Genomic DNA, 22,819 nt, shown 5'->3' with positions numbered 1-22,819 from the left:
AACGACCCCCCCCGGGGGGGGGCTTTGGTGGCAACCCCCCCCGCCGGCGTCGTACGCGTCCCTGGGTTGCTGGGTCAGACCTTGGCCGGGCGGCGTTCGCCAAGCTCTGCCGTGGGCACCTTGTAGGTTTCCCGGGCGGTCAGCGCAGATATCGAAGCGATGCCTGCGATGATGGCGGTGAAAATGCTGGTGGCAACCCAGCCGCCCTCCTGCAGGCCGCCGATGGCGGCAACGATGGACGGTGCGAAGCCGGCCATCAGGAAGCCAATCTGGGTGCCGATGGCCAAGCCGGAGAACCGGACCCTAGCGCTGAACATCTCCGCGTAGAAGGACGGCCAGACGGCATTGGCCGCGGCGTAGGCGCAGGAGAAGACCAGCACGGACAGGGTGAACTGCAGGAGGGTGTTGCCCGATTCCATCGAGAGCAAGTAGAAGGGCATGATCGCGGCACTGCCCAGCGCACCGTAGATGAACACCGGCTTGCGGCCGATCCGGTCGGCGAGCTTGCCGAACAGCGGCTGGGTAAAGAGTGCGCCGATGTTGCCTGCGACCACCAGCCACAGCGTGATGCCTTCGTCGACGCTGCCTACTTCGGCGCCGTACTTGATCGCCAGCGTGCCGTAGACCGTGGAGACCGCGGCGATGAACGCGCAGCAGATCACCCGGAGTACGTCGCGCCAGTGATTGCGCAGCAGGACACCGACCGGCAGCTTGGCCAGTTCATTGTTCGCCTTGGCGGCTTCGAAGGTCGGGGTTTCGTGCAGCTGGCGGCGGATGAAGTAGGTGACGATCACGACGACGGCGGAGAGCCAGAACGGAATCCTCCAGCCGATGCCGTACTTGATTTCGTCCGGCAGGGCGACGACCGGAATGAAGACCAGGGCGGCAAGGATCTGGCCCCCCTGGGTGCCGGTCAGGGTCCAGGACGTGAAGAAGGAACGGCGGTCGTCCGGTGCGTGCTCCAGCGTCAGCGAACTGGCGCCGGCCTGCTCGCCCGCGGCGGAGAGGCCCTGCATCAGGCGGCAGAAGACCAGGATCGCCGGAGCCCACCAGCCGATGGTGTCGAAGTCGGGGATACAGCCGATGACGAAGGTCGCGGCCCCCATCAGGATCAGCGTAAACATCAGCACCTTCTGGCGGCCGATGCGGTCGCCGAAGTGGCCCACGAAGATGGCGCCAACGGGCCGGGCGATGTACGCGAAGCCGAAGGTCGCCAGCGACATGATCCCGGCCTGTGCACTTTCATCCGGAAAGAAGACGTGCGGGAAGATCAGCGCGGCGGCAGAACCGAAAATGAAGAAGTCGTAGTACTCGACGGCGCTGCCCATAAAACTGGCCAAGGCCGCCCGCTTGGGCGTCTTGCCGTGATGGGCGAAGGCCGCATCCTCTTGGTGGACGGTGGTCATTGTCAGCTCCTTAACAACTGCTGTGAGCAATACCGCCCACGGTGTTGTGCGTTATGCGCACCGCTGTGCACTGATCGAACGCAGTACAACGTAGCGCACCTCACAGCAGAAGCACAAGACGTATAGCTATCGGATTCACTCCGGACCCTGGCGGGCTTCTTCTGGCCAGAGACTTCCTCGCCGGCGCGGCAACCCAGACCACCTCTTGCCACGCTGTGCGATATGCGTACAATTGTGCAGTAATCGAACGAAGGGTGTCATCATGAGCACGGTCGCGGAGTCCTATCTGGTCGGCCTGATCGGTGAAGGCATTACTGCCTCCCTCACTCCCCCGATGCACGAACGCGAGGCGGACCAGCACGGAATCCGCTATCTCTACCGGCCCATCGACCTCTCCGTGATCAACCGGACCGGCGACCAGGTGGGCCAACTGCTGCACCAGGGCCGCGATCTGGGCTACAACGCCTTCAACATCACCCACCCCTGCAAGCAGTTGGTGCTGGAACACCTGGATGACATGTCCGACGACGCCCGACGCTTGGGCGCCGTCAACACCGTGGTGATTCGGGACGGGAAGTTCATCGGCCACAACACCGACTTCTCCGGCTTCAGCAGGGGGATGGAACAGGGCCTGCCCGACGCCGAGCTCGGCTCGGTCGTGCAGCTTGGCACCGGCGGTGCAGGTTCCGCCGTCGCCTATGCCCTGCTGAAGAAGGGCCTGCAGCGGCTGACACTGCTCGATCTCGACCCCCTGCGGGCCGCAGAACGAGGGGACGCCCTGGCCGCGCTCTTCCCGGAACAGGAAGTGGCGGTCGCACCCATGGACCGGCTGCCGGAGCTGCTTGCGGCCGCCGACGGGATCCTCAATGCCACCCCGGTCGGCATGCACAGCCACCCGGGCCTTCCGCTGGACCCCGCCCTGCTCCAGCCTCGGCACTGGGTGGCGGATGTGATCTACCGCCCGGTCGAGACCGAGCTCATCGCTGCCGCCACGGCCAGGGGCTGCCGGGTGCTGGACGGCGGCCATATGGCCGTGGGCCAGGCCGTGGACGCCTTCCGCTACATCACCGGACTGGAACCGGATTCGGCGCGGATGCGCGCACACTTCCTCGAACTCCTCGCCCAAGGCCGATAACGGCTGCCTCAGCTGCAGGAAAGGTCCCCCCACTTGCGTACCTCCATCGCCACCGTGTGCCTCAGCGGAACACTGGAAGAAAAAATGCACGCCTGCGCCAACGCGGGCTTCGACGGCATCGAAATCTTCGAACAGGACCTGTTGGTCTCCCCCTGCAGCCCCGGAGAAATCCGATCCCTGGCGGCGGAGCTGGGCCTCACCCTCGACCTCTACCAGCCGTTCCGGGACTTCGAAGGCGTCACCGAGGAGCTGCTGACCGACAACCTCTACCGTGCCGAGGCGAAGTTCCGGCTGATGAACGAACTGGGCATGGACCTGATGCTGTTGTGCAGCAACGTGGCCACGGCCATCCACGACGACGACGAGCTGGCCGCAGCCCAGCTCCGCCAGCTCGGCGACCTGGCCGCACGCTACGGGATCCGGATCGCCTACGAGGCCCTAGCGTGGGGGAAATTCGTCAACGACTTCGAACATGCCATGCGCATTGTTGAACTGGCCGCTCATCCGAACATCGGCACCTGCCTGGACAGCTTCCACATCCTGTCCCGCGGCTGGGACCCGGCCGGGATCGAGAAAATCCCGGCCGAGAAGATCTTCTTCGTCCAGTTGGCCGACGCACCCGAGCTCAGCATGGACATCCTGTCCTGGAGCAGGCACTACCGGGTCTTCCCTGGCGAAGGCGCCTGGGAACTCGACAAGTTCATGGGCCATCTGGTCCGCAGCGGCTACAACGGTCCGGTCTCGCTGGAGATCTTCAACGACGTTTTCCGCCAGGCGGACGAGGAACGCACCGCCGTCGACGCCATGCGCTCACTGATTTGGCTCGAAGAGCAGACCTCCGTGCACCTGCAGAAAACCGACGGACCGGACGCCACGTACGCGATGGAGCTGGCAACACTGCCCCGGGTCGCCGAACCGACGGGCTTCAACTTCGCCGAAGTGAAAGCCGAAGACACCGAGCAGGTCCAGCAGTTGCTGCGGCAACTGGGTTTCGCCTTCCGTGGCCGGCACCGCACCAAGCCGGTGCAGCTCTGGACCCAGGGCCGGGCGCGGATCATCGTCAACGAACAGCAGGCCCGCGGACTGGAACCGACCATTGCCGCGCTGGCCTTCGACGTGGAAGATCCGTTGATTGCCGCTTCCCGCGCCCTCCAGCTCAAGGCGGAGGCAGTTCCCCGGCAAAGCCAGGCCAACGAAGCCGTCCTGCAGGCCGTCAAGGCGCCGGACTCCACCGAGATTTTCCTGTGCGAGGCAACCGATGACGGCACCTCCGCCTGGACGGAGGAATTCATCGCCGAAGCTGCCGTCCCGCCCGGCCCGGAGCTGATCACGCGCATCGACCACGTCAACCTGGCGCAGCCATGGCAGCATTTCGACGAGAGCGTGCTGTTCTACGAGAGCACCCTCTCGCTCGCCCCGCGGCCCTCTACGGAAGTGCCCAGCCCCGTCGGCCTCGTGCGCAGCCAGGTCATGCGCACCGACGACGGCATGGTCCGGCTGGCCCTGAACATCGCGCCGCTGGTGATGGAACGGCCCGGCCCATCGGCGGCGTCGGCCTACCCGCAGCACATCGCCTTTGCCTGCACGGACGTCGTCGCGCTGGCCCGCAATGCCGTGGCCGGCGGGCTGGAGTTCCTGAAGATTCCGGCCAACTACTACGCCGACCTGCAGGCACGCTTCCGCTTGGACCCGAAGTACTTGGCCACGCTGCAGGAACTGAACCTGCTCTACGACCGCGATGAATCGGGCGAGTTCGTCCATTTCTACACGGCAACCGTCGGGAGCGTTTTCTTCGAGGTCGTCGAGCGCCGGAACGACTATGACGGCTACGGTGCACCGAATGCCCCGGTTCGCCTCTCTGCGCAGTATCGTCTGAGCAAGAACGGCTAAACTCACTCGCGTTGCCCGCCGCCGTGGACAATGCCGTCCGCCAGTTGAAGGGATAGGAATGGTCATGGAGTTGCAGGACGACGCTGCGCCGGCCTATTGGGTCAAGTCCGCCGAGAAGACCTTGGGCGTGCTGTTGGCGTTCAGTTCGGACGAACCGCGCCTGACCATCACCCGCGCCGCGGCCAAGGCGGACTTGAGCCGCGCCGCCGCCCGGCGGTTCCTGCTCACGCTCACCGACCTGGGCTACCTCCGCTCAGACGGCAACACGTTCGAGCTGACACCACGCGCGCTGGACATCGGGGCCTCCTTCCTGTCCAGCCTGACGCTTCCCCAGATTGCGGAACCGCACTTGAAGCAACTGGCAGTGGATCTCGACGAAACCACCTCCCTGTGCATCTTGGACGGCACGGACGTGGTCTATATTTCACGGGTGCTGGCGCCGCGCATGCTCCGGGTCTCGGTCAACGTCGGCACCCGGTTTCCGGCCTGGGCCACCTCCATGGGCCGCGTGCTCGTCGCGGGGCTGCCGGCGGCAAGCCGCGACGCCTTCTTCGACCGCATCGAAATCACGCAGTTCACCGAGCACACCGTCAGCAGCATCGACGCGCTGCGCACCGAGGTCGAGCGCACTGCCGAACGCGGCTGGTCCTTGGTCTCGCGCGAGCTGGACGATGGCCTTCGCGGGCTCGCCGTCCCGGTCCGCCGCGGCAACGATCTGATAGCCGCCCTCAATGTGTCGCTGCAGACGCACCGCGGCCCGGAGGACACGATCACGAAAACGGTCCTGCCCCGCCTGCAGGAGGCGGCCGAACGTATTGCCAATGACTTCGGCGGCCGCCGGGCCTGATCCGGGCAATGATTTCCGGTCCATAGCCTGCCTCGAACTTAAACTTTTCCCCTATCCGTATCCTTGGACCGTCTCGGGGGTGCTCCGCGTTGAGGTGAACGGTTTACCCTGATGGGGTGCGCACTTTTATAAAACCATTCATCACAGCAGTCCTGCTGCTGGCCCTGACCTTTTCCGGACTTTCACCGGCCTCGGCCGCAACCCGGACAGCCGGGGACCCCTTCGTTGCCGAAGTGCTGCGGTTGACCAACCTGTACCGCGCGCAGAACGGGTTGTCTCCGGTGGTCTGGAACCAGAACGCCGGCAACGTTGCACAGCAATGGTCCGAGGAACTGAATACGCGGATCAACAAGGGCAAGCTGGATCTGGAGAAGATCCACCGGTCCGGCTACGGCAGCAAGGAAATCCCCTCCGGCTTCGACTGGTACACCGAGAACATCGCCATCAACCACTCCGCCCGGCACGTGGTGGACTGGTGGATGGACTCCCCCGCCCACCGCGCCGGCCTGCTCAGCCCCAATGCGACCGACATCGGTGTCGGTTACACGAAGACCACGCACAAGGATTGGTACGGCATGTCGGTCGCGGTGGCCAATATCGCCGGTTACCCGTCCACGAGGGCCAAGCTGCCGCCGCATCCGGGCATGGTGCGTGCCAGTTTCCAGCACGGGGACATCGCTGCCGTTGATTCCGCCGGCAACCTTTATGTCTACGATTCGGCCAAGGGCCATGACCTCTACAAGCGCAGGTACGTCGCCAGCGGGTTCAAGGGTGTGGCCCAAGTGGAGGTCGCCGATTGGAACGCCGACGGTGTGCTGGATCTGGTGGCCCGGTGGAAGTCCGGAAAACTCACCGCCCACTTCGGTAAGCCGGCCGGCGGCCTGGTGAAAGCTGCGACCATCGGGTCCTCCGGTTGGGGCAATTACGACGTCACGGTTACCGCCTGGAAACAGGCCGACACATATCCGACGCTGCTGGCACGCAACACGGTGACCGGGCGGCTGTACCACTACGCGAACCCGGCCGGGCTCAAGCACGGCAGCCGCACCGACTTGGGGACCGGTTGGAAGTCCTTGTCGATCTTCAGCGCAGACATCGACGGCGACGCAAAGATGGACGTGGTCGCCAAGACCACCACGGGGCAACTCAAGCTGTACCGTTCCAACGGCGCCGGCAAGTTCGTCTCCGAGTCCCGGCGGATCATCGCGCCCTCAGGCTGGAACGCAATGAACCATCTGTCGATGATCCACAACCACCTGGGCGATGGGAAACCCGGGCTGCTGGCCCGGGATACCCGCGGCAACCTGTACCACTACCCGATCTTGGCCAACAAGCTGGGCAAGCGGGCAACCATCGGCGTCGGCGGCTGGCAGACGCTGACCATCGGCAGTTGACGGGCGTCCGCCAGGACTTGGAGATCGCGCTTAGCCGTGGGCGTGCTTGCTCTCATCCGGCGCGTGCACATGGGTATCGCCGACCAGTTCCACCAGCCCTTCGACGGCCGCGGACAAGGACAGGTCGGGAGTCCGGGCGATGAAAGGCAGCAGCACACGGTTCTCCTTGTCGATGTGCAGTGCGAACACGCGGGACAACGACGCCGCCACGAGTGCCGCCTCGATTCCCGCGGCGCCGCGCAACTCATCCAGCAGCACAGCCAGCTCTTTGTGGTCCGCCGTCAGCACTTCCACCAGCAGCCTGGCTTCCTCCCTGGCACCGGCCGGGGAATATAGCTGGGTTTCTTCCACTGCAGCATGCGGCAGCATCTCCCGCTCTCCCCACTCCAGCAGGATCCCGTGCGCGTTGTAGGCGGTATCCTCGTCGCTGGTTTCAATGGCCCGGGTGAGCTCCGCCGTCATCGCCTGCACACGCGCCACTAGTTCGGTGTGATGGCGGACCATCGCGTCCACGGCCGCGCTCTCTGCCTCAACATTGGTCTCGGTCACCATGTGCTCCTCAACTTGAGGGGTGCCCGCCGCTCGACAGGCTGGACTCGTCCATTGTCGATGTGGACCAGCAGGCTGTCGAGGGCCCTGCCGTCGCAGGCACGTGCGCGGTCCCCGATCGCGGACCGCACCGCCCGGTGACCGCCGTCGCTGGCGTTGCTGCTCTAGTCGTTGCCCCGGCTCAACGGGCGCAGCTGCCGGTGCCGGCGCCAAAGCAGTACAGCGGCAACGATGTAGCATAGCGGCCACCAGACCATCACCCAACGGTAGGCCCCCTCTCCACCGGCCACGGTGATGGCCCAGCTGCCCAAAGCCACGGCGAGCGCAAGATAGAGATAAATCTTCGACTGGTGCAGCCAAACATACGGCAGGAAATGTGCCCCACCGATCGCCGCAAAGACGGTCGGCACCAGCGCCGGATTCTGCGTGTACATCATGATCACCGCGGCAGCGCGACGATCTGCACCATTGCCAGTTGCACCGAGAGCGAGCGCCAGGGATGGCCCGGGGCCATGGGCGCGCTACCCAGCCGGCGTTCGAGGGCGAAGGCAAGCGGCAATGCGACGCCTCCTTGGAAGACCGCCACCAGAACGGCGACCTCAAGCGGCAGGACGAAGGAAAGCGCTGCAGCGATGGACAACGTGATGCCGAAAGCGATGAGCCAGGCCGCGCCGTGGGCAGCCGTAGCGGAGGCTGTGCTCCGCGCTTCATTAACCGTCCATTCACGGATTGATTGTTCAGTCACGGAAATAGTCAAGAGGTCTTGGCAATAAAAGACAAGGAAGAGGCCAAAGTTCATCTTTGTTATGGTGCTCACCGTCTAGGATTCTCTTATGCCTCCTCAGTGGACATTCCTTATCGCCATTCATGCCATCGCAGCGGGATTCTCGATCTTGTTCGGAGCCTTTCAGCTTCTACGCCGCACCAAGGGCGGGTCCGTCCACCGCGCAATAGGCAGGGTCTGGGTTTTCGCCATGTACGTTGTGACGCTGACATCGTTTGGCATCCAAACCCTGAATGGCGGTTTCACCTGGCTGCATGGCTTGGCGGTGTTCACATTCTTCACGGTGTCAATCGGTTTATGGACCGCACGGAAGAAGAAAATTCAATCACACCGTTCATTCATGAAGGGCAGCTATTTCGGGGTGCTAGGTGCCTTTATCGGCGTAGTGGCGGTCCCGGACCGCAGGATCCCTCATATGGCTATCCATGATCTGGCTGGTTTGTCACTGTGGATAGCCGCGATCGCCTTGACTGCATTTTTCACTGTCCTCGGAATTTCGCGCCTTTCGGCGGACACAAAAAGTCTCCTGAACAGCCCGCCCACACCTAACGTGGCCGGCTCGGCCGCCGATAGCTAATCGCAAGGCGAAGGAAAGCCTCGCTCGGTCATTCGACCACAGAATGTAGCTCACAAGCGGCGAAAAGTCCGAGACGGATCACCAGCAAATTCGCACTAAATCGTCCGGGTCCGCGCCGGATTCATGGGGGATCATGAACACGTCCATTAACCGTTTGGGCCGACCACTGGCCGCCATCACCACTGCCGCGGCCCTGCTGCTCGGGGGCTTCTCCGCCGCGACTCCAGCCGAAGCAGCTAGTGCAAATGCCACAACCAGCGCGTCCTCGGTACTGAATACCCTCCCGGTCAAGGGCAAGGCCGCCAAGACCGGCTACTCGCGGGCCAAGTTCGGCACCGGCTGGAAGGATCCGGACCGTAACGGCTGCGACGCCCGCAATGACATCCTCAAGCGCGACCTGACCAAGGACCGTTTCAAGCCCGGCACACGTAATTGCGTTATTGCCTCCGGGACTCTGAAAGACCCCTACACGGGCAAGACCATCAAACACGTCCGCGGCGGAAACAAGGTGGACATCGACCACGTCGTCGCCCTCGGCCAGGCATGGGTTTCAGGTGCCCAGAAGCTTTCCACCGCCCAGCGCACCGCGTTCGCCAACGACCCGCTGAACTTGCGCGCCGTCGATGCCTCCGCCAACCGTGCAAAGGGCGACCGGGAGGCCAGCGCTTGGTTGCCCAAAAACAAGGCCTTCAGGTGCACCTACGTAGCCACCCAGATCGCGGTGAAGAAGAAGTACGCCTTGTCGGTTACCTCCGCCGAAAAAGCTGCCATGAAGCGGGTCCTCGCCTCGTGCCCCGGCCAGAAGGTCGTGAAGGTCACCGCTATCAAGCCCGCCGGCAAAGCCTCGACGCCCAAGACTCCGGCCAAGAGCACCACCCCGGCCAAAATCGTCAAGGGCGTGCACCCTGGCGCCTTCTGCGCGGCTAAGGGACACAAGGGCATCAGCGCCAAAGGCAAGACCTACACGTGCAAGAAGTCGTCTACAGACAGCCGCCTGCGCTGGCGGGTCTGACCTCATAGGGCTTTTATCGACGGCAGGTGGATGTGAGCGGGCGCGAAGACTTCGAAGCATTGCTGGAACTGCTGTCAGTGGTGCGTGACTCCGGCTTGCGCTACCCCATGTCGGCCATCGTGGACAGGACCGACCACGAAGGCAACATGGTCAGCCTGAAAGTCCGCGTCTCCGACGGCGATCATAGTTGGAGCGTCAAAGGCAACGGCGGAAGCATCACATCTGATCCGTCCCAGGGTTGCGTCATAAGGACCGGCGGCAGGGTCGAAACGATCGGGCATGAACGGCCGGATTGGCTTCCGGATGAAATCCAACTCTTCTATCCGCTCACCATGCGTATCTGGGGCGGACACCAGGACAACCAGCGGATTACGGGCGCAGCACGGACGCAGGACGGCATCCGCCTCTCCATGGTTTACCTAGAGGACGCAGAGTACGTGGCGGAAGCAACGTTCGATTCGCAGCACGGCGTTGTCACCGATTTTCGTACTGCTACCGACCACCTCTCGGTGCGAGACCTGCGAACCGACATCCGAGTCAAAGACTGACGACGACGGCTGCGAGCACCCTAAAGATGAATGGTCCCCTTCGTGACGCCGTGGGCACCCGCCCGGATGAACGAGGGGGCACGGAGTGCCTGGTGGCCGACCCTTGCCAGGTCGTTTCCATGGGGCGCTTAATGAACCTGTCCTCACCGACTGTTCGATGGAGGTTGTCGTGACTGAGCAGAGCAGCCCTGCTGAACCGGTCGCGTTCACTGCCGATGACTTCTCACAGCGGCAGCAGCGAGCTGCCCAGGCCGCGCACGACGCCGGACTCGCCGGCCTGCTGCTGACGCCGGGACCGGATCTGCTCTACATGACCGGCTATGCCCCGGTGGCGATCACCGAGCGCATCACCATGCTGGTCATACCCACGGACGGCGAGCCCGCCATGATCGTTCCGAAGCTGGAACGTCCCGATGCGGAAAAAGCACCCGGCGCCTCCACCTTCCAGGTTTTCGATTGGACAGACGGAAGTGATCCATATGAGGCGACGGCGAAGCTCCTGAACGACACCGGGCGCTACGCGGTATCGGACTCTGCATGGGCCATGCACCTGCTCGGATTGCAGGGCAGGCTGGAGAAATCGTCGTACGTGTCGATGACCACGGCGCTACCCATGCTGCGCGCGATCAAGGACGCCGACGAGGTGGCAAGGCTGGCCGCGGCCGGGTCGGCTGCGGACCAGACCTACGAGGAGATCCTCAAGGTCCGATTCGCGGGCCGGCGCGAGACTGACGTCGGCGCCGACTTGGCCAAGTTGCTGCGCCAGTTCGGACATTCGCAGGTCGACTTCACCGTTGTAGGCTCGGGTCCGAACGGTGCCAACCCGCACCATGAGATCGGCGACCGGATTATCGAGGACGGCGACATGGTGGTGCTCGACTTCGGCGGCCTCAAGCACGGCTACGGATCGGACACTACCCGGACCGTGCACGTCGGCGAGCCCACCGAGGAGGAACGTGAGGTGCACGACGTCGTTCGCCGTGCGCAGCAGGCGGGCTTCGAAGCGGTGCAGCCCGGCATCGAGTGCCAGGAGATCGACCGCGCGCCACGAGCCGTGATTACCGAAGCCGGATACGGTGACTACTTCATCCACCGCACCGGACACGGCATCGGGCTCACCACCCATGAACCGCCGTACATGGTGGCGGGCGAAACCCACCTCCTCCAGCCCGGCATGTGCTTCTCGATCGAGCCAGGCATCTACCTCCCCGGCCGATTCGGCGTCCGCATCGAGGACATCGTCACGGTCACGCCGGATGGCGGGCGGCGACTGAACCAGACTCCACATGAGATGGCGATCGTCTCCTAGCCCTCAACTCGAGACTCAACCTACTGGGAGGGCTCCCACGGGTTCGGGCTGCTGTTCGGGCGTTAGGCGGCCTGCTTCTTCAAGAGGTCGAGGGCGACGTCAACGATCATGTCTTCCTGGCCGCCGACCATCTTGCGGCGACCGAGCTCGATCAGGATCTCGATGGTCGGGATCCCGTACTTGGCCGACGCCGTTTCGGCGTGGAGCAGGAACGACGAGTAGACGTTGGCGTAGCCCAGCCCGAGGGTCTCGCGGTCGCCCTGAACCGGGCGGACCTGGAGCGGGCGGACAATGTCGTCGGCGGCGTTCATGAGGGCCATCACGTCGGTGCCGTGGCTCCAGCCGAGTTTCTCGGCGACGGCGATGAAGACCTCCAGCGGCGCGTTGCCGGCTCCCGCGCCCATCCCGGTGAGGCTGGCATCGACGCGGTTCGCGCCCGCCTTTACGGCCGCAATCGAGTTGGCAACGCCCAGCGAAAGGTTGTGGTGGGCGTGGATGCCGATCTCGGTTCCGGGTTCAATACGTCGCGGAGCGCGTTGACACGGTCGGTGACGTCGTCCATGGTCTGGGCACCCGACGAGTCGACCACGTAGACACACTGGGCTCCGTAGCCCTCCATGAGCTTCGCCTGCTCGGCCAGCTTCGCTGGTGTGGTCAGCGCGCTCATCATCAGGAAGCCCGTGGTGTTGAGGCCGAGCTCGCGAGCGGTCGCGATGTGCTGGGCCGAGACATCCGCCTCGGTGCAATGCGTTGCGACCCGCACGTAGCTGACCCCGGCGGATGCTGCCCGCTTGAGGTCGGAGATGGTCCCGATGCCCGGGATGAGCAGGGTTGCGATGGCAATGTTCGATGCGACCTCGGCTGCTGCCTCGATCAGTTCGACGTCGGAGTGGCGCGAGAGCCCTGTTCGGAAGGAAGACAGACTATTGCACCGGGGTCACCGCAAGGTAACGCTGGGATCAGCTTGCGCAGCCGACGCCGTCACTATCTGTCAAACTTGGGTCCAAAACCGGGATCGCCTGCACGGATCGGTGCCGCACCGGCCTGCTCTGCCGCCGTGCAGTTCTGGTCGCAGCGACAAGACCATTTAGCCTGCAGTCCACATGGGAAACATGAGCGAAAGCAGCAAGAGCAACAAGAATGCGCCAAGGCTGGAAGGGACCCAGTACCACTTGGAAATCTGTAGTCCGAATAGTGAGAACACCATGGCACCAGCTACGGCGACAACCACAAGCGCGTTGTCGGTGACGAAAAAGAGGACCAATGAAGCCAAAAGCACTACCGTCGCAGCGATTGGTCCAGCAGTGAGTCGCCCTGGGGCTACGACTGCCGCCATGGTCTCACCTTTCGTTTATTGGCAATAAGCCTGTTGTCTTGCTCGCTAGCGCGCCCGCCATTCAGTATGTTCCCGAGTGTACGGCGGTGGCAGGCTCACCGCCCAGCTTTCGCAGCCGACCCCGTCGCCGTCGCGGTCGAACTTGGTGCCCCACCCCGGGTCGCCGACACGAATCAGTGCCGCACCGACCTGCTTCACGGCAGTGCAGTTCTGGTAGAACACGTTCCCGCCGGCCGCTGCCTTCTGCACGGGGTGCCGGCTTGGGTGCAGGAGCTGGCTTCGGCTTCGGCGGGGGCTCAGGAGCCGGCTTCGCTGCGACAGGTACCTTCACTCCCCCGTTGTCGGCCGGAACCGGCTGGTCGGGACACGAGCTGGTGATGATGTTTTTGATCGCCGCGGCTTCGGCCTTGGTCATCCAGAGCCCGTACTTGGCTTTGACCGCGGTCTGGAGCGCGACATATTCGCAGCGGAACGCCATGTTCGGCGGCAGCCAGCCCTGCACCATCCCGCCACAGCCCGGTACCCTCATTCTTCTTTCCCTTGAGTGTCGTCCAGTCGCCAGGGGCTAGCTTGGTGCGCGCCATTACGCGGCTGCCGCGTGGTTATCGCGGTACCAGGGCAGCGACGGCGGGCGCTTCATTCCTGACGATGTGACCGCGCAACTTGATCGCCGGTGGCCCGCTGCCGGCACTCTCCCAGTTTGCCAGGGTCTTCGGCGAAATCTCCCAAAGGGACGCCACCTGCCCACGAGTCAGCAGCTTTACCGGTTCGGTGTTCGTGTCTCGTTCCATGGTGCTGCTATGCGCCGCGAAGCAGGCCCGGGCGTCACTTTTTCGTTCAAAGCGTGTGTAAAGCGTTTCTTAGGCTGCCGTCCCAACATGAGTAAGCCCCTCCCGACTGGCATTCGCCTAGTCAGAGAGGGGTTCGCGGAGCCCCCTGCCGGATTCGAACCGGCGACCCCCTGTTTACAAGACAGGTGCTCTGGCCAACTGAGCTAAGGAGGCGTGCTGGCGTTTCCGCCAGCGTGCCGGACAAACCGGCTAGATAAGGGTAGCCCAGGCGGCGGCTCCGCGTGAAACTCGCAAGCCGCCGCCTGTTTGCCGCGCCGGGGAACCGGCACGGCGAAGGGATTAGGCGCGGGCGTCGATGACGCCCTGGGCGAACTCCTGGAAGTCGCCGGCGGTGTTCGGATCCCACTTCTGTCCGTCCACGTAGACCGTAGGCGTGCCGCCCACCTGGTACTCGCTGAAGGTCTGGTTCACGAACTTGGTCCAGGGACGGAATTCGCCGTCGTCAATGCAGGAGGACACGTCGGTTGCCCCGGCCGATTCGGCAATCTTGGTCAACGTGGCGTTGTCCAAGCCGGCACCGCCTTCGGCCGGCTGCTGGGCGAACAGTTGCGTCAGGTAATCGTTGAAGACTTCGGGCTTGGAATCGGCTACGCAGGCCACGGCGTTAGCAGCGCGGGAGGAGTAGTTGGTAGTCGACACCCGGTCGAGGAAGGTGGCCACCCGGTACTCGACGGTTGCGTCGCCGGAGGAGGTGAGGTCGGTGAGGTACCCGCCGTACTGGCCTTCGAAGCTCTTGCAGACCGGGCAGCCCATGTCCACGTACATCACGATGCTCGCCGGCTTGCCTTTAGGCGCCGCAGCTACGCCGGCCGGCACGATGACGTCGCCTTTGGTGGAGGCGGGCGCCGGGATGTTCGCCACATCCACCTGGGCGGCCTCCGTGTCCGCCAGACCCTTCTGCGTGATGGTGTAGCCACCGAATGCGTTGCCGTGCGCCGGCGCTGCACCGGCGTCGGCAATCTGGCCGCGCTGGTTGGTGATGACAACCGCGGCAATCACACCAATGATCACCAGTACAGCGACCACCACCCCGCCCTTGACCAGCAGCGAGTTGCGCTTTTCACGCTTCTGCTGTGCCTCGCGCATCTGGCGGGCCTTATCGCGGGCCGCTGCGGTGCGCTCGGCCTTGGTCGGCTTAGGGCTGTTTGGGTGAGCCATGAATCCTCGCGTCTTTTCGGTCTGCTTCGCCCCGGCAGGGCACATCAGCACCAGTTTAGTTGCAACTTCAACGTTCAGGCGGCATCAGTGGCCGCGTTCACGTTTGTACTTGAGGGAACGATCCGGGGAAGCGACAGGTTTCCATTCCTTATAAGGTCTTCATCAGGACGACTTCACACAAAGGAGAGTCAATTGGCGGATTCCGCTCAAAACGATAGGGACGCAGAAGGACGCCAGTATGGTGAGTACGACCTGATCGTCGTCTCCAATCGGCTGCCGGTGGACTACACCATCGACGAGGACGGGCAGGGCGAGTGGCGCCGGTCGCCCGGCGGACTGGTTACGGCGTTGGCGCCGGTGATGGCCAAGACCGAGGGTGCCTGGGTGGGCTGGCCGGGCGTCCCGGACGAGAAAGTAGACCCGTTCGACCACGACAATATGCACTTGGTGCCGGTTGCTTTGAGCGCCGATGACGTTGAAATGTACTACGAAGGCTTTTCCAACGCCACGCTCTGGCCGCTGTACCACGACGTGATCGCGTCGCCGGAATTCCACCGCACCTGGTGGGAGTGCTACAAGATGGTCAACCAGCGCTTCGCCGACGCCACGGCGGAGATTGCCGCGGAGGGCGCCACCGTCTGGGTGCAGGACTACCAACTGCAACTGGTTCCGAAGCTCCTGCGCGAGGCGAGGCCGGACCTGCGGATCGGTTTCTTCAATCACATTCCGTTCCCGCCGCTGGAAATCTTCGCCCAGCTTCCGTGGCGACGGCAGGTGATCGAGGGCCTGCTTGGTGCCGACTTGCTGGGCTTCCAGCGCCCCAGCGACACCAGCAACTTCCTGCGCTGCGTGCGCCGCTTCAGCGGTTTCGCTGTGCGCCAGCAGCAGGTGCAAGTGGAAAACAACGACGGCGGTGTCCGCCTCTGCAGGGCCGGCGCCTTCCCGATTTCCATCGATGTGGAGCACATCAACGAGCTGGCCCACCGGCCTGACGTGATTGCCCGGTCAGAACAGATCCGGCAGGAACTGGGCAACCCGGACACCGTGGTACTGGGCGTGGACCGGCTGGACTACACCAAGGGCATCGGGCACCGGATTAAGGCATACGGTGAACTGCTCGAAGACGGCAAGCTGGACGTGGAGAACGCGGTGCTGATCCAGGTGGCCTCCCCCAGTCGCGAGCGGGTGGAGTCCTACCGGCTGCTGCGGGAGGAAATCGAAGGGGCCGTCGGTCGGATCAACGGAACCTTCGACACCCTGGAGAACACCGCCATCCGCTACCTGCACCACAGCTACCCGGTGGAGGAGATGGTGGCGCTCTATCTGGCCGCCGACGTGATGCTGGTGACGGCGTTGCGCGACGGCATGAACCTGGTGGCCAAGGAATACGTTGCCTCCCGCAAGAAAGCGGACGGGGCACTAGTGCTCAGCGAGTTTGCCGGCGCCGCCGACCAGCTTAAGCAGGCGATCCTGGTCAATCCGCACGACATCGACGGGCTCAAGGAGGCCATTGTCCGGGCGGTCAACATGCCGCGGGCCGAGGCCAACCGGCGGATGCGGGCCATGCGCCGGCAAATCCTGCAGAACGACGTGGAGCACTGGTCGCGCGCTTTCCTGACGGCGCTCGAGCAAGCGGGTGAACAGGAGCGTGCGGGTGAACATGACTGAGCACGGCCGCGAGCGGGCAGTGCCGGCAGAACTGCGGGCCGCGCTGGAGCATTTAGCCGGAACGGAGCGGTTGCTGGTGGCGCTGGATTTCGACGGCGTGCTGGCACCGATCGTGCCGCGGGCCGAGGATGCCCGGCCACTGCCGGCCTCGGCCGCTGCCGTCGCCGCGCTGGCCGATCTGCCGAATACGTCCACCGCCTTCATCTCCGGCCGGGCGCTGGCCAGCCTGCGTGCCGTGGCATCCCCTGACGACCGGACCCTGTTGATCGGCTCCCACGGCGGCGAAGTCTTCACCGGCCCGGACAGCCCCCCGTTGGTGCTGGACGAGTCGCAGTTGCGCGTGCTGGCCGCTGCCACCGCCGTCGTCGAAAAGGTCGTCGCGGCCCACCCGGGCACGCGGTTGGAAGCCAAGCCGGCCGGCGTCGTACTCCATACCCGCACCGCCGCCGACGATATTGCAGCGGCAGCCACCGAGCAGGCCAGGGCCGCGCTGCAGGCGATTCCCGGGCTGCAGCTCAGCGACGGCAAGCGCGTGCTGGAGACGTCGGTGCTCAGTGCGGACAAGGGCCAGGGCATCGGCCTGCTGCGCGCCGTCACCGGCGCGACCGCCGTCTTTTTCGCCGGTGATGACGTCACCGACGAGCATGCCTTCGCCGTCCTGCGGGATGCCGACGTCGGTATCAAGGTGGGGCCGGGCAACACCGCTGCGCAATACCGGGTGGAGTCCCCGCAGGCTTTCGCTGCTGCGTTGGCCTTGCTGGCCGAGCTCCGAGCGGCTGAGGTGCAGGCTTAGCGCGCGTTTTCGACGGCACCGGATGTTGACCGAAGCGTCGCCGGGCACTTTGACAGCCGTGGCATACTGAGGGCGTGAGCCGCCTCACGGCGTGTGCGCGGCGAGCCGCTTGAAAACTGAATATTCACCCATCACTACGGATCGTCGGGCACGTACCTGCCCGTGAAGGGAAACAATGATGGCAACGGTAACGTTCGATCATGCCACTCGCCTGTACCCGGGCACCGAGAAGCCCGCCGTGAACAGCCTCAACCTGGAGATTGCCGACGGCGAATTCCTGGTTCTGGTCGGCCCGTCCGGCTGCGGCAAATCCACGTCGCTGCGGATGCTGGCCGGTCTGGAAGACGTCAACGCCGGCCGGATCCTGATAGGCGACCGAGACGTGACCGACGTACCGCCCAAGGACCGCGACATCGCGATGGTTTTCCAGAACTACGCGCTCTACCCACATATGTCCGTGGCCGACAACATGGGCTTTGCCCTGAAGATCGCGGGCGTGTCCAAGGAAGAACGTGCCGAACGGGTCCGCGAGGCCGCCAAACTGCTGGATCTGGAAGAGTATCTGGACCGCAAGCCCAAGGCGCTCTCCGGCGGCCAGCGCCAGCGTGTGGCCATGGGCCGGGCGATCGTGCGCAATCCCCAGGTGTTCCTGATGGACGAACCGCTCTCCAACCTTGACGCCAAGCTGCGCGTGCAGACGCGGACGCAGATCGCCTCGCTGACCCGCCGGCTGGGCGTCACCACCGTCTACGTCACCCACGACCAAGTGGAAGCCATGACCATGGGCGACCGGGTTGCCGTGCTCAAGGACGGTGTCCTGCAGCAGGTGGACACTCCGCGCGCCCTCTACGATCGGCCGGCGAACGTCTTCGTCGCCGGCTTTATCGGCTCCCCCGCCATGAACCTGCTGGAACTGCCAGTGACCGACGGCGGTGTCCAGTTCGGCGGCATGACTTATCCGGTGCCGCGGGACCTGCTCGGCGAGGCGCACGGCAGCACGGTGACGCTCGGCGTCCGCCCGGAGGATCTGGAGCGCGCCGAGGACAACCACGGCCTAGCGGTGTTCGTGGACGTGGTCGAGGAACTCGGTGCCGATGCCTACGTCTACGGACACACCGAGTTGGACGGCAAGCGTTACGAGATCACCGGCCGGGTGGATGGACGGACGCCGCCGATAGCTGGCAGCACCGTCTACGTGCGTCCCAAAGAGGGGCACGTGCACCTGTTCGATACCCAGACCGGACTGCGCCTGGGCGAGCATGCACCGGGCACTCCGGAGGCTTCGGTGGAAGACCTCAATGCCCCGGTCGAGGCCGGAAAGACAGCCGACTAGTCCCATGCCTAGGATGTAGTCATTATGGCTGCTCACTCCGGCACCGGCGGCCCCGTCCGGGGCACCGCCGACACGGCTCTGTCCGGTGAGGCCGCGGCGATCGCTTCCTTGAGCATCACCGCGGCCACCACCGACGAGCGGCTGCTGGACCTGCCGTGGCATCTGGCCTTGCAAGACTGGCCGGCGGAGAACCTGGCGGCGCTGCCCCGCGGCCTGTCCAGGCACGTGGTCCGGTTCGCTCCGCTGGGCGCCGGCGTGGTGGCCATCAAGGAGACCGGCGAAGAGGCAGCACGGCACGAATACCAGATGCTGCGCAAACTGCAGCGGCTGGGCCTACCTTGTGTGGAACCAGTAGCCGTGATGACCGGGCGCATGCGCACCGATGGATCGGAGCTACAGCCGGTGCTGGTCACCCGTCATCTGCGCTTCTCGCTCCCCTACCGCGCGCTGTTTTCCCAGACACTGCGCAGGGAGACCCTGACCCGCCTAATCGATGCGCAGGCTCTGCTGATGGTGCGCCTGCACCTGATCGGTTTCTATTGGGGCGATGTCTCGCTGTCCAACACACTCTTCCGCCGGGACGCCGGCGCGTTCGCGGCCTATTTGGTGGATGCCGAAACCGGCGAACTGCACCCGCAGCTCTCCAACGGCCAGCGAGAACACGACCTCGAGATAGCCCGGGTAAATATCGCCGGCGAGATGATGGATCTGGTCGAGGGCGGCCTGCTGGAAGACAGAGTGGATCCGGTAACGACCAGCGAGCGGATCATGGACAGCTACCGAAAGCTCTGGGCGGAGCTGACGGACGAGGAGTCGTTCGACTTAGGCGACCGGTGGCGGGTCAACGCCCGGATCCGGCGGCTGAACGATCTGGGGTTCGACGTAGAAGAGTTCTCCATCAAGAGCACGGCCGACGGAACCAGCATCCGCCTCCAGCCCAAGGTGGTGGACGCCGGGCACCACCAACGCCGGCTGCTCCGGCTGACCGGCCTCGACGTCCAGGAAAACCAGGCGCGGCGGCTGCTCAACGACCTGGATGCCTACCGTGCGGACCACCAGTCGGAGCAGAGCGAGGAAGTCAGCGCCCACAGCTGGGTCCGCCACGTCTTCGAGCCGATCGTCAAGGCGATCCCGCGCGAGCTGGCGGGAAAGCTGGAACCGGCCGAAGTGGTCCATGAGGTGCTCGAGCATCGTTGGTACGTCTCGGAAGACCAGGACCGGAACGTGCCGCTGGCGGAGGCAGTGCAGTCGTATGTCGATTCGGTGCTGCGCCACCGGCGGGACGAGGCAACCATCATGCTGAATCCGGACGAGCAGACCGCTGCCGCCTTGGACGCCGCCGAGACCGACGAAGGTTGACTCCGCTTAAGCCTGCTTCCCCGCCACCTTGCTGAGAACGGCGACCAGGAAGTCCGACGACGGCGTGAAGGGCCGCAGGTCCCAGGTGGACAATCGCAGGTCCGCGGCCAGGCCGGCGGCGGAAGCGTCGGATAAGAACTGGTCGAAGTCGTAGCCGCGGCCTGCTCCGAAGCCGGTCACGAGCCGGCCGCCAGGAGCCAAGTGGTCGGCCAGCTTTCGCAGCACTTCGCCGGAGGTGCCCGGGGCGAGAAAAGTAAGCACGTTCCCGGCGCTGACGATGACATCGAACGGCTCGGCGACACCTTGAGCTGGCAGATTCAGTTCGGCGAGGTCGCCGACCAGCCAGGTGCAGTCGGGATGGTCCTTGCGTGCTGCTTCGATTAACTCCGGATCCACGTCGACGCCGAACACCGTGTGGCCGCGGCGCGCCAGTTCGCCGCCCAGCCGGCCCGGTCCGCATCCGGCGTCGAGGATCCGGCTGCCGCGGGGCACCATCGCGTCGATCAGCCGGGCCTCACCATGCAGGTCCGCTCCCTCGGCCCGCATCTTTTCGAAGCGCTGAATGTACCAGGCCGAATGCCCCGGGTTCTGGCGCTTCATTTCTTCCCACAACGTCTCTTTCCTCATGGCACTAGCCTACGCGCGGGGCACTTCCCGCCGGGCACGTCCCTCAGCCGCCCTGTCCAGCGACTCGGCCCTTGGCAAGCGACTCAGAGCTTCGGTGAACCAGCGGCAGCGCCTTCAGCCCCCCGGGCGCTCAGGACGGTATGTGCTCCGGTACGCCCGCGGGCAACGCCTTGCCCGGATTGAGCAGCCGCTGCGGATCAAACACATCCTTCAGCCGGCGCTGCAACTCCAACACCTCTTCGCTCTGTTCGCGCCCCAGCCACCGCACCTTGAACTGCCCGATCCCGTGCTCGCCAGTGATTGTGCCGCCCAGTGCCAGGCCGACATCGATGGACTCGTCCAGCGCCGCATTGAGCGCCGGCACCTTCGCCACCTCCCCGGGGCCAACCCAGAAGGTGGGATGTAAGTTCCCGTCCCCTGCGTGCGCCACAACCTTAAGACCGACGCCGTGCCGTTCGGCGATACCCTGCAATTGGTTGATGTAGTGCACCAGCTGGGAACGAGGCACCGCCACGTCCTCCCCAACCCGGAAATCGTCGTCCGCTTCGGCTCCGCGACTATGCCTGCGCAGATCGACCAGACGGACCGCTTCCACGGCGTCGGCCGCCTTAATGTCGCCGCCAAGCCTGGTGAGAACATCGCGGATAATGCCTGCTTCCACTCCGGCCGCATAGCCGTCGGTCTGGATCAGCAACAGCGCTGCACCCCGGCTGCACAGATCGGACCCCTGCTCCTTGTCCAACTGGGCCATGGTGTTACCGTCCAACAGTTCCATGATGGCGGGCTGTACGCGGGCGCGGCCCACGGCCAGAACGCCGGCCGCGGCAGCCGTCACGTCGGGGAAGAACGCCGCCACCGTTTCCACGGCGACAGGCAGATAGCGCAACCGGACCGTCGCTCCCACCACGACGCCCAAAGTGCCCTCAGAACCCACAAACAGTCCGGTCAGGTCGTAGCCGGCAACGCCTTTGAAGGTCCTGTGACCGGTGTGGATCAAGGTTCCGTCGGCCAGCACCACGTCGAGCGCCAGCACGGATTCGCGGGTCACACCGTACTTTGCGCAGCGCAGCCCGCCGGCGTTAGTGGCGATGTTCCCGCCAATCGTCGAGAGGCGGTAGCTGGCCGGGTCCGGTGCGTACATCAGCCCGTACTCGGCCACGGCGGCGTTCAGGTCGGAGTTGATCACGCCAGGTTCCACCCGGGCGATCTCGTCCTCGGGATGGATCTCCAGGATTCGGTCCATACGCTCCAGACTCAGCACCAGGGACCCTTCCGTGGCGTGCGCGCCGCCGGACACACCCGTCCCAGCGCCGCGGCATACCACCGGCACCCCGGCCGCGTGGGCTGCGCGCATCACAGCCTGCACGTCCTCCACGCTTTGCACCCGGACGACGGCAATGGGCAGCTGATGGTCCAGCACCGGACCTTGGTCGACGGCGCAGGCGGCCAAATCACCCGGTTCGGTGCTGACCATACCGGCGGGCAGCACATCCACAAGCCCGGCAAGGAAGGAATCGGTCACGGTCTCAAGGCCTCCAGTGGTAGTTGCAGGATGATGTGTGCGGCTCACGCCGGGCCGCCCATGAAGCGGACATAGCGGCCGAGTACCTCGGGCCACCCCTCAGCGTAGTCGGCCCGCTGCTGCTGGCCGTCTGGCATGTTCTCCCAGCCCGAGTGGGCCAGCAGGATCTCCGTGCGCCCCGGGGAGGCTTCCGCAAAGTCGACGCGCAGTTCTCCCGCTGTCGCCGGACTCGTGCCCGGGTGCCAGGTGAGGCGCAGGTGGCTGTCGGGTATCCAGTCCAGGATCTCGCCCCAAACATGGACCTCGTCCTCAACGCTCGTTTCAGTCAGGACCTGGTCTTCAAACTCCACATGGCTGCCTTCACCGGCCACGCTGTGGCTGTCGACTGGCCACCACAGGTGAATGAGGTCGGTGAAACCCTCGAACGCTTCCCTGCTGTCCCGCGCGATCGTCACACGGCAGTGCACCGGTTCGGCGCTCTTGGTTGGTTGGGGCTCCTGCGGCGCATGGGAGAACAAAGACGTGTCCATACGCCCAAGCCTAGTCTGGGTTGTTTTTGTGGTTAAACGGGGAAGGCCCCGCCGTCGTTGGCGGGGCCTTCCCTTGTAATGAGTGTCCGGCGGTGACCTACTCTCCCACACCCTCCCGAGTGCAGTACCATCGGCGCTGTGGGCCTTAGCTTCCGGGTTCGGAATGGGACCGGGCGTTTCCCCCACGCTAT

The 22,819-nt window shown here is 64.6% G+C and carries 20 protein-coding genes, 1 tRNA gene, 1 rRNA gene and 2 pseudogenes; 12 read left to right on the top strand and 12 right to left on the bottom strand.

The window, feature by feature from the left end; all coding sequences use genetic code 11:
• Positions 1–74: 74 nt before the first annotated feature.
• The gene (locus tag AC5RW2_RS36555) at positions 75–1,406 is read right to left on the bottom strand and encodes an MFS transporter (RefSeq protein ID WP_493964365.1); all 1,332 of its coding nucleotides are present in this window, start codon (positions 1,404–1,406) and stop codon (positions 75–77) included.
• Between the two features lie 262 nt (positions 1,407–1,668).
• Between AC5RW2_RS36555 and AC5RW2_RS36550 the strand changes: the two genes are divergently transcribed.
• The 4 genes from AC5RW2_RS36550 (at position 1,669) to AC5RW2_RS36535 (ending at position 6,672) form a co-directional block, all read left to right on the top strand.
• The gene (locus tag AC5RW2_RS36550; protein WP_493964364.1) at positions 1,669–2,541 is read left to right on the top strand and encodes a shikimate dehydrogenase; all 873 of its coding nucleotides are present in this window, start codon (positions 1,669–1,671) and stop codon (positions 2,539–2,541) included.
• A gap of 33 nt (positions 2,542–2,574) precedes the next feature.
• Entirely contained in the window at positions 2,575–4,431 is a 1,857-nt protein-coding gene (locus AC5RW2_RS36545) for a bifunctional sugar phosphate isomerase/epimerase/4-hydroxyphenylpyruvate dioxygenase family protein (protein WP_493964363.1), read from the top strand.
• Positions 4,432–4,495: 64 nt separating this feature from the next.
• Positions 4,496–5,278, top strand: a complete 783-nt coding sequence (locus AC5RW2_RS36540) for an IclR family transcriptional regulator domain-containing protein (protein ID WP_493964362.1) — start codon at positions 4,496–4,498, stop codon at positions 5,276–5,278.
• Between the two features lie 116 nt (positions 5,279–5,394).
• Positions 5,395–6,672 (top strand): CAP domain-containing protein, encoded by a 1,278-nt coding sequence (locus AC5RW2_RS36535; RefSeq protein WP_493964361.1) that lies wholly within the window; start codon positions 5,395–5,397, stop codon positions 6,670–6,672.
• Between the two features lie 30 nt (positions 6,673–6,702).
• Here the strand turns inward: AC5RW2_RS36535 and AC5RW2_RS36530 are convergent, their stop codons facing one another.
• Positions 6,703–7,221: a hemerythrin domain-containing protein gene (locus tag AC5RW2_RS36530; RefSeq protein WP_494075102.1), complete on the bottom strand. Its 519-nt coding sequence runs from the start codon at positions 7,219–7,221 to the stop codon at positions 6,703–6,705.
• Between the two features lie 164 nt (positions 7,222–7,385).
• Positions 7,386–8,020 (bottom strand): annotated as a pseudogene (locus AC5RW2_RS36525) (DUF7010 family protein).
• 34 nt (positions 8,021–8,054) lie between these two features.
• Here AC5RW2_RS36525 and AC5RW2_RS36520 point away from each other — a divergent pair.
• The 4 genes from AC5RW2_RS36520 to AC5RW2_RS36505 all read left to right on the top strand — a co-directional run bounded on the left by AC5RW2_RS36520 (position 8,055) and on the right by AC5RW2_RS36505 (position 11,451).
• Positions 8,055–8,582 carry a DUF2306 domain-containing protein gene (locus AC5RW2_RS36520; protein ID WP_493964359.1) on the top strand — a complete coding sequence of 176 codons (528 nt, stop codon included), beginning with the start codon at positions 8,055–8,057 and terminating at the stop codon, positions 8,580–8,582.
• Positions 8,583–8,715: 133 nt separating this feature from the next.
• Positions 8,716–9,594 carry an HNH endonuclease family protein gene (locus AC5RW2_RS36515; protein WP_493964358.1) on the top strand — a complete coding sequence of 293 codons (879 nt, stop codon included), beginning with the start codon at positions 8,716–8,718 and terminating at the stop codon, positions 9,592–9,594.
• Positions 9,595–9,620: 26 nt separating this feature from the next.
• Positions 9,621–10,142: a hypothetical protein gene (locus tag AC5RW2_RS36510; RefSeq protein ID WP_493964357.1), complete on the top strand. Its 522-nt coding sequence runs from the start codon at positions 9,621–9,623 to the stop codon at positions 10,140–10,142.
• Between the two features lie 169 nt (positions 10,143–10,311).
• On the top strand, positions 10,312–11,451 hold the full coding sequence (locus AC5RW2_RS36505) for an aminopeptidase P family protein (protein WP_493964356.1): 1,140 nt from the start codon (positions 10,312–10,314) through the stop codon (positions 11,449–11,451).
• Between the two features lie 62 nt (positions 11,452–11,513).
• On the opposite strand, the pseudogene dmpG reads toward AC5RW2_RS36505, so the two are convergent.
• From dmpG to AC5RW2_RS36480, 5 genes and pseudogenes are all read right to left on the bottom strand, one after another.
• Positions 11,514–12,295 (bottom strand): annotated as a pseudogene (gene dmpG, locus AC5RW2_RS36500) (4-hydroxy-2-oxovalerate aldolase).
• 140 nt (positions 12,296–12,435) lie between these two features.
• A complete protein-coding gene (locus AC5RW2_RS36495) occupies positions 12,436–12,663 on the bottom strand; it encodes an excalibur calcium-binding domain-containing protein (protein WP_493964355.1) in 228 nt (75 codons plus the stop codon).
• A 169-nt stretch (positions 12,664–12,832) separates the two neighbouring features.
• Positions 12,833–13,036, bottom strand: coding sequence for an excalibur calcium-binding domain-containing protein (locus AC5RW2_RS36490; RefSeq protein WP_494075101.1), 204 nt, complete (start codon positions 13,034–13,036; stop codon positions 12,833–12,835).
• 681 nt (positions 13,037–13,717) lie between these two features.
• Positions 13,718–13,791 (bottom strand) — tRNA-Thr (locus AC5RW2_RS36485).
• A gap of 126 nt (positions 13,792–13,917) precedes the next feature.
• Positions 13,918–14,796 (bottom strand): DsbA family protein, encoded by an 879-nt coding sequence (locus AC5RW2_RS36480; protein WP_493964354.1) that lies wholly within the window; start codon positions 14,794–14,796, stop codon positions 13,918–13,920.
• Positions 14,797–14,988: 192 nt separating this feature from the next.
• On the opposite strand from AC5RW2_RS36480, the gene otsA reads away from it, so the two are divergent.
• The 4 genes from otsA to AC5RW2_RS36460 all read left to right on the top strand — a co-directional run bounded on the left by otsA (position 14,989) and on the right by AC5RW2_RS36460 (position 19,949).
• Positions 14,989–16,464 (top strand): alpha,alpha-trehalose-phosphate synthase (UDP-forming), encoded by a 1,476-nt coding sequence (gene otsA / locus AC5RW2_RS36475; protein WP_493964353.1) that lies wholly within the window; start codon positions 14,989–14,991, stop codon positions 16,462–16,464.
• Entirely contained in the window at positions 16,457–17,257 is an 801-nt protein-coding gene (otsB, locus tag AC5RW2_RS36470; RefSeq protein WP_493964352.1) for a trehalose-phosphatase, read from the top strand. The genes otsA and otsB overlap by 8 nt, the downstream gene beginning before the upstream one ends.
• A 178-nt stretch (positions 17,258–17,435) precedes the next feature.
• Positions 17,436–18,590 (top strand): ABC transporter ATP-binding protein, encoded by a 1,155-nt coding sequence (locus tag AC5RW2_RS36465; protein WP_493951190.1) that lies wholly within the window; start codon positions 17,436–17,438, stop codon positions 18,588–18,590.
• A 24-nt stretch (positions 18,591–18,614) separates the two neighbouring features.
• Positions 18,615–19,949, top strand: coding sequence for a DUF4032 domain-containing protein (locus AC5RW2_RS36460; RefSeq protein WP_493951191.1), 1,335 nt, complete (start codon positions 18,615–18,617; stop codon positions 19,947–19,949).
• Positions 19,950–19,955: 6 nt separating this feature from the next.
• On the opposite strand, the gene AC5RW2_RS36455 is transcribed toward AC5RW2_RS36460, so the two are convergent.
• From AC5RW2_RS36455 to rrf, 4 genes are all read right to left on the bottom strand, one after another.
• The gene (locus tag AC5RW2_RS36455) at positions 19,956–20,576 is read right to left on the bottom strand and encodes a class I SAM-dependent methyltransferase (RefSeq protein ID WP_493964351.1); all 621 of its coding nucleotides are present in this window, start codon (positions 20,574–20,576) and stop codon (positions 19,956–19,958) included.
• Positions 20,577–20,706: 130 nt separating this feature from the next.
• On the bottom strand, positions 20,707–22,050 hold the full coding sequence (locus tag AC5RW2_RS36450; RefSeq protein WP_493964407.1) for an FAD-binding oxidoreductase: 1,344 nt from the start codon (positions 22,048–22,050) through the stop codon (positions 20,707–20,709).
• A 92-nt stretch (positions 22,051–22,142) separates the two neighbouring features.
• Positions 22,143–22,628 (bottom strand): SRPBCC domain-containing protein, encoded by a 486-nt coding sequence (locus AC5RW2_RS36445; protein WP_493964350.1) that lies wholly within the window; start codon positions 22,626–22,628, stop codon positions 22,143–22,145.
• An 84-nt stretch (positions 22,629–22,712) separates the two neighbouring features.
• Positions 22,713–22,819: ribosomal RNA gene (gene rrf / locus AC5RW2_RS36440) — 5S ribosomal RNA — on the bottom strand; the annotation flags it as partial.

Source organism: Arthrobacter sp. B0316-1-20, from assembly GCF_059091865.1.
This window is presented reverse-complemented; position numbering and strand designations above follow the sequence as displayed.